We start from the raw sequence: 11,967 nt of genomic DNA on the forward strand, positions 1-11,967 counted from the left end.
GGATTACTGTTCAAACATTGCTTATAACTAACAGATATACTTACTGTTATAGTTAATTAAATGTCGTATGTTAATTTCTACCGGATAGTAGTTTTACCTGGGAATAACCCCACGGTTTTCAATATTATTTGCACTTGTTAGTTAGTGTTATATTACAGCAACAGCCCTTCGCTACTCCAGATACCGGTCTACGAATTCCTGTCCGGCCTTATCTTCTTTGTGTACATAAGGCCGGATGATCAACCGGTTGCCGCGCTGATAAGTAAAAAAGCGGTAGATCCAGTTGCTCAGTACAACCAGCTTGTTCCGGAAACCAATGAGGTAAAAGATGTGGACGAATAAGTAAGTCATCCAGGCCAGGAAACCAGTGAGATGGATATTACCCGGCAGGTCGCCCACTGCGCCGTTTCGACCAATAACTGCGAGTGAGCCTTTGTTAAAGTATTGAAAGGGAAGAAAAGATTTTTTACGCAATCGCCTGGTGAGGTTTTGGGCCAGGTGCTTTCCCATCTGAATGGCAGGCTGCGCCACACCCGGATGCCCATTGGGATATTCGGCGGTTTTCATCAATGCAATGTCGCCTATGGCAAACACATTACTCAATCCCTTCACCTGGTTGAACTCGTCGACCAGGATCCTGCTTCTTTCCAAAGATCCGGCCGGCAATCCATTCAGGAGTTCACCGGTAACGCCGGCTGCCCAAATGAGGGTTTGCGCCGGTATTTCATCGCCGTTGCCCAATGTTACCAATTTACCATCGTACGATTTAACCCGCGTACTCACTTTTACAAGAATTCCTTTTTTTTGCAGGTAACGCATGGTCCAGCTGCTTGATTGGGGCGACATGGCCGGAAGCAACCGGTCATTTCCTTCCACCAGGTAGATGTTCATCTTCTCAAAATCGATTCCTTTATAGTCACAGGGTAAAATGTATTTACGCATCTCGGCCAGTGCACCGGCCACTTCTACTCCGGTAGGACCGCCGCCCGCAATGACAATATTCAGAAAGCTTTGGTGAAGCGCTGCATCATTGATCATATTCGCCTGCTCGAAAACCTGTAACAAATGACTGCGCAAATCAAGCGCATGCCGCATTCGCTTCAGGGGAAAGGCATATTGTTTGATCATTTCATTCCCGAAAAAATTAGACTTGGTGCCGGTAGCAATAACCAGGTAATCGTAGGTAAGATCGCCGATGAGGGTAGAAACTGTTTTTGTAGCCAGATTGACCCCTGTTGTTCGAACCAGCCGGAAATGGAAATCTTCCTTACCGGTAAACATTTTCCGCATGGGCTCTGCAATGGCGTCCGGTTCAAGGCCTGCAGTGGCCACCTGGTACAGCAGGGGCCAAAAGCCATTGTAATTTTGCCGGTCGAAAAGAACGATTTGAAAGTCTTTGCCTGATAAATTCTTTATCAGGTTCATTCCGGCAAAACCGCCGCCGATTATAATTACGCGGGGTTTGGTAGTATCAGGAATATTCAATGTGAAATGATCGATATAGAGCATTGCATAGCTTTTTGGATGAAGAAGGTATTTTATCCTGAAGCTGATCGGAGATCCATGCAGTTACGTTGGTCCTGTTTGTTTGCGCTTTTCCGAAATGCAAGATAATGAAAAAGGGCTGGCCTGTAACTGGCCCTTTTGAATGCGTATCATCGATCAATCACATAAGAAAACGTTTCCAGCAGGGAAACAACCATTTGCGGGGTATAAAGATGGTACTGGGCAAACGAAGCATCGTCACCCACTTTAATGGTAAAACTGTTATTCACCGCAGCCAGTTCCCTGAACATGGCTTCATCAGTATAATCATCGCCCACTGCCAGAATAAAATCGTATTTACTCCCGGTTAAAAATTGTTTAATGGCAGCTCCCTTATTGATCCCTTTTATTTTAACCTCCACTATTTTTTTACCTGAAAAAACTTCCAGCTCTTTACCCGGGAGCTGGTTGTTGAATTCCTGGTAAAGTTGTTCAGCCAGTACACTTCCTTCGCTGGCATTGGCATTACGATAATGCCACACTACAGCATATTCTTTCTCCTCGATAAAAGTAGCCGCACATTGCTGAACATATTTGTTCATCACCTGTCTCACGCCCTCCTTCCAATTGTCAGCCCCGGTTTCTTTTTTCAACCATGGTTGTCCTTTCAATTTTACACAACCACCATGTTCAGCAATAATATGAATATTCAGTGTTGCAAACCATTTATCGAACCAATCGCTGTTCCTGCCACTGATTATACAGAGATCATTTTTGCTGGTATTTAATTTCTTCAGCACCTCCATTAAATTATCACCCGGTATGGCATCAGAAGGGTTGGAAAAGAAAGTGATCAATGTGCCGTCATAATCCAGCAGAATAAGCCGTTTACTGGCTCTCCTGTATTGTTCAATGAGATCAACCTTTGAATAATAATCCAAAAACTTCACTTAAGTTCATTTTAAACGTGCAAGGTAAAAAGGGATCCGAAGTCATTCGTTAAAACAAAATTAGAAAAAAATTAATTCAAGGTTCTGCCTTCAATTTCAGGTAAATTTGCAAAGCCCCCTACTCCACTAATTCAACAGGCAATAGTATCCTGCAGCATTTGTAGCGTAATTTATTTAATTAGGTTTTAATCCTAAAACGCATTAGCACCACATATACAAAAGGTATGAAAATTAATCTGGCATTAATAACATCTATTATTGTAGCAGTTGGACTGGTTGCCTTAGGCTTCACTATTTTTCAGATCTCCAGTGACCGGGAGCAACTAAGAAATGAACTGGAAGGAAAAACCATCCGGGTTGTTGAAGACTTCTACAAAGCATATTTTGAAAGAGTAGAACAGGGAGACAGTCTTCGATACAGCAAGATCACCGACAGCGTCATCAATCAATACCGGTTTGCCGGCATAGCAGTTTATGTTAGTCAGGACAGTATTGTTCCCCTGAACCAGGATGTTAAACCATTACTGGCGCCTTCTACAGATTTTATTTCGCAGGTAATTTCTGCCGACTCTTCTATGGGCCGGTTTATCAGGATAAACAATAACAATTATTACGTATATACCAGACTGATACAAAAAGCAGACCTCCCTGCAGCGGCGGCTGTTTTTTATACAGATGCAGAATATATCAAAAACCTTACAAACGGCATCTGGTTCCGCAATTTCTGGCGCTGGTTTTTACAGGCACTGGCGATTTCAGTAGTAACGCTGCTTATTATCAGATGGGGAATTTTATCGCCGATCAACAAGGTAATTGAATGGGCCAGAGCAGCCAGATTGGGTAATTTTGAGCTGTTGCAAAAGCGTCCGCGGGTAAAGTTCCTGGAACCGTTGTATAAGGAAATTTCGGGCATCGCCAAAGCCATGCAGGAAGCCAAAGCTGTAGCACAGGAAGAAGCAAAACTCAGGACCACAGCCGAATCGGTATGGACGCCCGAACGGTTGAATGAGGAAATGAAAGTATTGTTGCAAAATAAAATGATGGTGGTGATCTCGAACCGGGAGCCTTACATGCACGTACGGGTAGGCAGGGAAATAGAATGTATTGTTCCTGCCAGTGGTATGGTTACGGCCATGGAGCCCATTTTAAAGGCCTGTGGGGGTCTTTGGATTGCATCGGGCAGCGGCGATGCCGATAAAGAAACGGTAGATGAACATGATAAGGTATCTGTGCCGCCGTATGAGAACAAGTATACATTACGGCGCGTATGGTTAACGAAGGAACAGGAGAACCATTTTTATTATGGTTTTTCCAATGAAGGGTTGTGGCCTCTTTGTCATATAGCCCATACAAGACCCGTATTCAGAAAAATTGACTGGGACTATTATGTGGAAGTAAATCAATTATACGCCAAAGCCGTATTGGAAGAAATAAAGAATGAAGATGATCCCTTTATTCTTGTTCAGGATTATCACTTTGCCCTGTTGCCCCTATTTATTAAACAGGAACGGCCGGATGCGAAAGTGGCTATCTTCTGGCATATACCCTGGCCCAACCCCGAATCGTTTGGGATCTGCCCCTGGCAGAAAGAATTGTTACAGGGAATGCTGGGCGCCGATCTGATTGGCTTTCATACCCAATACCATTGTAACAACTTTCTCGAAACGGTTAACAATGCGCTCGAATCGCGGGTAATATGGGAAAGCTTTTCGGTGAAAGTAGGCAACCATTTTACCCTGGTTAAACCCTTCCCCATCAGCATTGCTTTCACTTTGAAAAACTATGAAGCTGAGCCAACTCCCCGGCAGGAACCAGCCGAACTGTTAAAACAACACGGTATAACGGCGCAATATATGTGTATTGGGGTTGAAAGAATTGATTACACAAAAGGCCTGATTGAAAAGTTCCTGGCTGTTGAACGATTTTTAGATAAATACCCTGATTACCAGGGACAATTTACGCTGGTGCAAATTGGTGCAGTCAGCCGGTCGCTTCTGAAAACCTATTCAGACACCGTAAATGCAGTAGAGGCTGAAATAAACCGGATCAACGGGAAATTCAAAACAAAGAACTGGCAGCCTATTTTATTTCTTAAACGGCACCACAGCCATGAAGAGATCATGCCTTATTACAAAGGCGCCAATTTGTGTATGGTAACTTCCCTGCACGATGGCATGAACCTGGTGGCAAAAGAGTTTATCGCCTCCCGCGACCAAAACGACGGGGTACTGATCCTCAGCCGGTTTGCAGGTGCTTCACAGGAACTCCATGGCGCCATTATCGTAAATCCATACGACATTGAAAAAACTGCCGATGCCATCAAACAGGCGTTGGAAATGCCCAAGGACAAGCAATACCAAAAAATGAAGCAAATGCGCCGGATGATCATGAATCATAATGTGTATGCCTGGGCCTCCAATATTTTAAGATCCATGGCATCTATTCAGAATTGATTTACCGGCACTTAAAAATATTTTTCCCAAACCTGTCACAAAACAAACCCGGCCGGATCATAGGTAAGAACAAATCTTAAATTTATGGACGCACCGTTTCTTACTCCTATTGAAAATCCCAAAGGTTTGCTATGGAAACTCCTTTATTTCTATTGTAAAAAGAAGTTTGGTAAGGTAATGACCCCATTAAAAGTAATGGCAGCCCGCATGCCCCTTGGCTTTGGTTCATTCTCCGGAAAAATCAACCAGCTGGATGGCAAATTGCAGTTACCAGCCGAAACCGTTATGCTTGTTCGCCAGAAAGTAGCAGAAATAAATGTGTGCCTTTTTTGTATCGATATCGGCCGGGCCAAAACAATTGAAGCCTCCATGGACCAGGCAAAGTTTGATGAGCTGGCAGACTATCAGACAAACAACCGTTTTTCTGAAAAGGAAAAAGCGTTACTGGATTTTGTCACCAGGCTTGCCCGGGACCGCAAAATGGAAAAAGAGCTGTTTGATAAACTGGCCAAACATTACGATGAACGTTCCATCTGTGAGATCGTTTGGATAGTAGCCACTGAATTTTATTACAACATCGGGAACATCGGGCTTAATGTTCATTCAGATATGTTTTGTGATATCACCAAAATGCGAAAAAGCCAGCGGACATAATGGGCCTGGTTATACCGTTCTGAATTTTAGCTTATCCGGATTACGGACAAACAGGATACGGGTAATAACAGATCCATCCATTTCAAAATATTGAATAGAGTCTACTTCTTTATCTGCCTTACGGAGTATCAGTGCTGCTGGTACTCCGTTAACAAAGGCGGGCATAACTTCAAACTGATCGCCCTGGTTTTCGGGAAGCTGCATAACACCCAATAAGAACTTTTGTACTTTTTCAAAGCCAAAGATAGGTTTAAGCGCAGCAGTTTTCTTGCCACCGCCATCACCGTAGAGTTCTATGTCACTGCGAAGGATCTGTTCTAATGAAGACCGGTCCTGGTTTAATAAAGACACCAGGAAGGCTTCAATGAGTGCATGGTGTTTTTCGAAATCAACCGGGAGTTTTGGTTTGCGGCCAAGCTTTTCGTACGTGCGGTGCAGGGTTTGGCGGCAATTTTCCATGGTAAGCCCGGTGAGGTCCGCAATATAACTGTACTCCTCTGTAAAGCTTTCCCGTAATATAAAAACGGCCCGTTCAACAGGATTCAGCCGTTCCAATAAATAAAGCAGTCCGTATTCTATGGTTGGTGATTCAGGCGCTTCTGTAGTAATATAAGGCTCTGGCAGCCAGGTTCCGGTATAGGTTTCCCGGATTGTCTTCAATTCATTGAGGCGTTTAATACTTTTGTTTACAACCATGCGCCCCATATAGGCTTTCGGCTCCTTTACATGGTCAATGGCCAGCCATTTTTCATAAATGTCCTGAACAATATCTTCCGCTTCCTCAATTTCGCCAAGCATGCTGTAAGCAATTTTGAACAGGTATGGACGGAGTTGCAGGACTTCAGTAGTTGTTTCCATTTCTTTTAAATGCTATAACAAAGCTATTGAAAAAATGAACAACTATTGCCTGGCCTGTGCGCAAAAAGCGTTCAGGCAACAAGGGACCTTATTTCCCCGAACTTAAGCATGCGCCAAACGCTCCGGTAGCATAATTCAGTTCTCTTGTTTCATAATACTCATCGTCAAACTCGATATTGACCGCCATTACAACATCCCCCTGCTCATTTCTTTTCCAAACTGCGCCAACTATATACAATTTGGTCTGTTGCCTGTACCGTAAGTACCGGGTACTTTTCTTTATCAGTTCGGATATTGGTTCGGGACAGGCCAGGATCAGGTGTACGGTCCCGTTTTCATTATAGACAACCGCGTTATGGGGCGACGGAAATTCAGGATGGCCGGGTGGATAAATGACAACCACCTTTTTAAAGTCTGGTGTTACCATTCCATGTATCCTCATTCCCGCCGAATAAATAAGGTGCTCTTTTCCCTGTGCTAACCATTTTATTCCTTTAGTGCTTGCGGTGGAATAATTTATTTTCGTCTTCATATCATACCCTTCCAGCACATCCCTATTACTTAGATCATTTGTAAGATCCACCGTCAGGTCAATATTGTTTGAAGCTATCAGATGAAATGCGGTGATCATAATTAATTTTTAAGCAACTATCCTGTTTCCATTAATAGGAATAAGTATAGAAATAAAAGTCATGGTGAGCATTTAAGACCTCCTTCTTTAATGCAACAAAATCATAACCTGATATTTCAAAATAGTTTTCCTCCTCCTTATGTACAGCATCAAAGTAATCAACCATCACTTTTGCCTGCTCCAGATATTTTGGTTCTTTTATTTCAGCAACCAGTTCCTTGTCATCAGAAAATACATAAGTTAAAGCTATGTACCAATCTATTAAATCAATTACCTGGTCTTTTGTTAATTTATAATTAGGACCGTGTTGCTCCACTTCTCTTTCATCATTAAGCCAATCAAATGAGCTGAAACAATAATCCGTCATCTCCCAAATAGTGAAGCAATACCTCTTAATCCAATTACCAAAAATAAATGTCAGTCCACAATCTATATTATCATCAACTTTTTCCCATAAGATTTCATCGTACAGACGTATCAATTCCTCAAGAGATACCTCCTGGCTGTTTTTAAAATAGCCAGGATAATCTCCCACTATTTTTTTAGCGTTTACTCCATACAGATCCAGACTTGCACTCATTGTTAGTTTTTTTATATGTTTCCATTAACACGAATAAGTATAGAAATAAAAGTCATAATGAGCATTCACCACCTCTTCCTTTAATGCAACAAAATCATATCCTATTACTTTAAAATAGTTTTCCCGGTCCTTATATATAGCTTCAAAGTATTCAATCATCCTTTTTGCCTGTTCCAAATATTTTGGTTCTTTTATTTTAGCAAGCACATATTCATCATCAGAAAATACATAAGATAAAGCTATATACCAATCCATTAAATCAATTACCTGGTCCTTTGTTAATTTATAATTAAGCTCGTGTTGCTCCACTTCTCTTTCATCATTAAGCCAATCAAAAGAACTAAAACAATAATCCGTCATCTCCCAAATAACGGAACAATATCTCCTGATCGCATTTCCAAAAATAAATTCTATTCCACGATCTATACTATCATATTTTCTTTCCCATAAGGTTTCGTCGTAAAGACGTATAAATTCCTCAAGAGATATCTCCTGGCTGTTTTTAAAATAGCCCGGATAACCTTCCACTATTTTTTTAGCGTTTACTCCACATAGATCCAAACTCGCGCCCATTGTTATAGTTTTTTTTATTAAGAAATATTACGTTTCACGCCCAGGAACTGATCGCCCCTGAAATTTGCTTCCCAGGAATAGGCCCCCAAATCTTCCCCATGATGAGCGTAATAGGGGAAATACACAAATGAATATTCGAAAACAGGTGTCGTATCATCTTTTTTAAATAAACCATTATAAGTAATATCGAAAGGTTCAAATATGACATCTTTCAGAAATTCGTCTGAAAAATATTCTTTATTGTTTGCGTTAAAAAAGGCCTTCATAACAGTTTGTGCATTATCCAGGTTCTCATTGATTTCCTGTTTTTCACCAGTGAGGTATTCTATGAAACCGGTTATCTCCTCCCAATCAACTTCACCACCTGGTCTTTTAACTTCAACTTCCAGGGCAACCGCATAGTTATCAATTAGTGAATCATCCTCCATGACCCACCAGCTATTATACCGTTCATCATACACGAAAGTATAAACAAGGCCATTAACTGTTAGCTCTTTTACGTTGTTCATATAGTACAATTCTTAACAGGTAACACCTATGAAGTGTATGTTTTTGAAATTTGCCACGTAAAGAGGCTGACTTAGTTCAGGATCATTATCCTTCCCATGCTGTGGGTAGAAGTAAAAATCATATATTAAATCACCACCTTTATGGCCATGGAAATGAATAGATGAAAATTTAAAGACAAGATCCTGAAAGAATTCGCTGTTATATTGCTTTTTATTTTTAGCCCTGAAAAATTCCCTTATAACAGGCCGCGCACGTTCCACCCGATCACTCGTCATTTGCGGTTTAAAATATAAAAAGCCTATAAAATCCGTCACGTCTTTCCAGGTGCGTTCGCTATCCGAGTCATTGGGGTCAACTAACAGATCGATTGAATAGTTTTGGATCAGCATTTCATTCCCGGCGCTACGCCATTTATTCACCTGCTCATCAAAAACAAATTCATGATGAACACCTTTCACTATTAATTCTTTTATTCCTTCCTTCATAGGATTATGTTATCATTTAACGCATTTATTACCTACAGTCCATTAAGCTCAATTATCTGTATTTCCGGAACATCGTACAGCTCATGTTTAAGTACATGATACAGGTAGGTATTTATCCTCAGCCATTCCTCTGGGATACTATTGTAATTGATGTAATTGCTTAATGTTCTGTGCTGGTTAATTTCCAGGAAGTAATCATTAGCCTCGCCCGCTGATAGTATTATTGCAAAGCCCATAATAGCAGGTCCTATATAAATTGCTGGTATTTCTTCATAGATCTCGTAATCTTTGCCTTCAAAAGGCAAACCGCCAAAGACTCTTTCAGAAATTATTTCAGCTACCTCTTCTAAGGAAAGGTTTGATACTATTTTAGCAACCGCCCTGATAAGGGGCATTTTATTTCGTTCCATTATACAATATTTTAACTCCCTGCGTATCAGAAACGCCAGGGCTGCGGGTACATATTGGCTGAATCGTGGTCTGGAATTATTTCACCCGTAACGAGGGTGTGAGATGAACTAAGCTGGTGAGTATACGAACACAGGAAAGTACTTTCACGATCATAAAGGTTTTCAGGGTAACGGTGTTAATGCGGCACAAAAATAATTAATCCGGCTATAATATGCCAGTATTGCCGGGGAATTTGTATAGGCGTGTTGATTTGGGGTTTATTCGTGCAGTTTTGAACAATAAGCGTGCATGTTACCCAAACGCCCTTAACCTCTCTAATAAAACAACAGGACAAGAGGGAAATCCCGCCTTGTCCTGTGGAGTGATGAGTTGTTACTATTATTGAACGCTGAACTTATAGGAGTACCGGTTATTACCCAGTTGAACACTGGCAAAGTACATTCCGGCAGACACCTGTTGCAGATTCAGGATATGATTGCTTGTACCCTGCATGGCGCGGCTGTTATATTTTTTGATGATCTTTCCCTGCATATCATATACAAACAGGGTTACAGGCTGATCATGAACCGACTCGGCCCTTACCACCACATTATGATTATAAGAGTCATAACGAATAAAGGCAGCATCTTTTGCTATTATATTTTCGGTAACGACTACCGGTGGCTTTTGTGGACTGGTAGCCATCCGTAATTCGAATGGCATGGAAGTGCGCGAAGTTACAAACTCACTGCAATTGTTAGAGGTGGTAACGGCATTTAAAAATGTTTGTTTGAACGTATAAGTTTGTGAAGCAAGCGGCACAGGCCCGTAAGGCGAACAAGGCATTGTATATGGACAAGCGTTGGGATAATAAGAACCGCGCACGGTAGCCGACCACAACAGATTATTCGCGGGGCCATACCATTCAGCTTTTGTGTTTACCTCATCACACAAAGCGGTAAACCCGTTTTGAAAGTCGCCATTGTATCCCAGGTACCAATTGAGGTTGTCATCTTCGAAAAATGGTCCGTTTACCAATTTCTCCCTGAATATTTGTGGGAAGGCTACATGTAACCAGGCCTGGCCGGCAGAACCGATCTGGCGGGGGAAGATCCAGATCAGATCATACTTATCTTTCGGTATAAACCTGACTACTATACGCTGGAATCCGGGGATAGCACTGATATCCATGAAGGTTTCACAATAAATTACCTGAGAGCCTGCCGGGAGGGCGGGAATGTCGGTTTTGGTAAGGCTTCCACCCGGGAATTTTGTCTTGTCGGCACATTTAATAAGAACGATGAAAAAATTATCCAGGTGGGTACTCGGGATCGTTGGTTCAGAAGTAACGCGCCGGTAAAAGGATAAAAGGTAAGGTTCCCCTATATTCAATCCGCCTGGTGATGCGTTGGGAATGTTTCCAACTATTCCTTCCCCTCCAGCATCTCCCCTCGCCCACATAGAAGCCACATTGGTTCCGGGCGGTAAATAATCGAGGGGTTCAGGAACTCTTATATTCAGTTGAGGCGAACCATGTGAAGCATCCCAATTGGCCAGAAAGGGAGAAATGAACGGATTGTTATTGGCAGGTGTGCCACCCGATATGGTAAACTGGCTATTCAGGATCAGGTTACAGAATCCATGTCCGGCCCAGCCCGGGCATTCACTAATTGACATGGGTTTTACATTCGGGGTTTCATTGACATTGTCCTGGGCGGTTACCAATTCGAATATGGCCAGGCAGGCCACCAACAAAAACGCAGGTAGATTTTTGAGCATAAAAAAAGGTTTTAATGGTTAAGATGTATTGTGTAATGCCACTGCTGACATTGCACAACCCTAACGTAATTTAAAGGCTTAACCGATTCATAAAAGCTGGAGTTAGTAAGTGCGCGAATTTGGACAGAAAGCGTGCGATTTGGGCTGTAAAGTGTGCAGGGCAGCTACCTTTTAATGGCCTGGGTATTGCCTGACCATTGCCTGGAGATTGCCAGGGAATTGCCTTGTCCTGGGGAGTATTGCAGGCAATTCCCCTACCATTCTCTGGCTATTGGCCTACCATTCCGGCGCCATAACGATGGTAAATAACACGGAAAACAGCCAGGCGGCGGCATAAAATGGCTTTTCCCATCTAATATTTAAAAAAAATCACGCTACATTTTGGACAGGAATATTCTAATCCGTAATATTGCATCCCATTTGAAGAACGGGGTTTACTGAATATAAGTCTTTGATTTTAAGGAAGTAAAACAGGTTCTTTAGAAGGAAAAGCCCAGATGGCGGAACTGGTAGACGCGCTAGACTCAAAATCTGGTTATCGCAAGGTAGTGCAGGTTCGATTCCTGTTCTGGGCACAAAAAAACCTGTAGATCATTATCTACAGGTTTTTTTATGTTAT

The 11,967-nt window shown here is 42.0% G+C and carries 12 protein-coding genes and 1 tRNA gene; 3 read left to right on the forward strand and 10 right to left on the reverse strand.

The annotated features are described in order from the left end of the window. Positions 1-171 precede the first annotated feature (171 nt). Both BMX95_RS11865 and otsB read right to left on the reverse strand, forming a co-directional pair. Positions 172-1,509, reverse strand: a complete 1,338-nt coding sequence (locus tag BMX95_RS11865) for an NAD(P)/FAD-dependent oxidoreductase (protein ID WP_081200612.1) — start codon at positions 1,507-1,509, stop codon at positions 172-174. 146 nt (positions 1,510-1,655) lie between these two features. Further along, complete coding sequence (otsB, locus tag BMX95_RS11870) at positions 1,656-2,435, reverse strand: trehalose-phosphatase (RefSeq protein WP_081200613.1); 780 nt, start codon at positions 2,433-2,435, stop codon at positions 1,656-1,658. Positions 2,436-2,659: 224 nt separating this feature from the next. Between otsB and BMX95_RS11875 the strand changes: the two genes are divergently transcribed. Both BMX95_RS11875 and BMX95_RS11880 read left to right on the forward strand, forming a co-directional pair. Then, a complete protein-coding gene (locus tag BMX95_RS11875; RefSeq protein WP_081200614.1) occupies positions 2,660-4,888 on the forward strand; it encodes an alpha,alpha-trehalose-phosphate synthase (UDP-forming) in 2,229 nt (742 codons plus the stop codon). Positions 4,889-4,972: 84 nt separating this feature from the next. Continuing rightward, complete coding sequence (locus tag BMX95_RS11880) at positions 4,973-5,542, forward strand: carboxymuconolactone decarboxylase family protein (protein WP_081200615.1); 570 nt, start codon at positions 4,973-4,975, stop codon at positions 5,540-5,542. A 9-nt stretch (positions 5,543-5,551) separates the two neighbouring features. Here BMX95_RS11880 and BMX95_RS11885 read toward each other — a convergent pair whose 3' ends face one another. From BMX95_RS11885 to BMX95_RS11920, 8 genes are all read right to left on the reverse strand, one after another. Next, a complete protein-coding gene (locus tag BMX95_RS11885; RefSeq protein WP_081200616.1) occupies positions 5,552-6,400 on the reverse strand; it encodes a sigma factor in 849 nt (282 codons plus the stop codon). Positions 6,401-6,488: 88 nt separating this feature from the next. Next, a complete protein-coding gene (locus BMX95_RS11890) occupies positions 6,489-7,031 on the reverse strand; it encodes a hypothetical protein (protein WP_081200617.1) in 543 nt (180 codons plus the stop codon). 31 nt (positions 7,032-7,062) lie between these two features. Next, on the reverse strand, positions 7,063-7,611 hold the full coding sequence (locus BMX95_RS11895) for a hypothetical protein (RefSeq protein ID WP_081200618.1): 549 nt from the start codon (positions 7,609-7,611) through the stop codon (positions 7,063-7,065). Between the two features lie 24 nt (positions 7,612-7,635). After that, positions 7,636-8,184, reverse strand: coding sequence for a hypothetical protein (locus BMX95_RS11900; RefSeq protein ID WP_081200619.1), 549 nt, complete (start codon positions 8,182-8,184; stop codon positions 7,636-7,638). Between the two features lie 17 nt (positions 8,185-8,201). Then, positions 8,202-8,693 carry a hypothetical protein gene (locus BMX95_RS11905; RefSeq protein WP_081200620.1) on the reverse strand — a complete coding sequence of 164 codons (492 nt, stop codon included), beginning with the start codon at positions 8,691-8,693 and terminating at the stop codon, positions 8,202-8,204. A 12-nt stretch (positions 8,694-8,705) separates the two neighbouring features. Then, complete coding sequence (locus tag BMX95_RS11910) at positions 8,706-9,179, reverse strand: hypothetical protein (RefSeq protein ID WP_081200621.1); 474 nt, start codon at positions 9,177-9,179, stop codon at positions 8,706-8,708. Positions 9,180-9,211: 32 nt separating this feature from the next. Next, entirely contained in the window at positions 9,212-9,589 is a 378-nt protein-coding gene (locus BMX95_RS11915) for a hypothetical protein (RefSeq protein ID WP_081200622.1), read from the reverse strand. A gap of 379 nt (positions 9,590-9,968) precedes the next feature. Next, positions 9,969-11,348 (reverse strand): T9SS type A sorting domain-containing protein, encoded by a 1,380-nt coding sequence (locus BMX95_RS11920; protein ID WP_081200623.1) that lies wholly within the window; start codon positions 11,346-11,348, stop codon positions 9,969-9,971. A gap of 491 nt (positions 11,349-11,839) precedes the next feature. On the opposite strand from BMX95_RS11920, the gene BMX95_RS11925 reads away from it, so the two are divergent. After that, positions 11,840-11,923: transfer RNA gene (locus BMX95_RS11925), tRNA-Leu, on the forward strand. Positions 11,924-11,967: the final 44 nt, after the last annotated feature.

The sequence above is a fragment of the Niastella yeongjuensis genome (genome assembly GCF_900110245.1).
In the GTDB taxonomy this organism is placed as follows: Bacteria; Bacteroidota; Bacteroidia; order Chitinophagales; family Chitinophagaceae; genus Niastella; species Niastella yeongjuensis.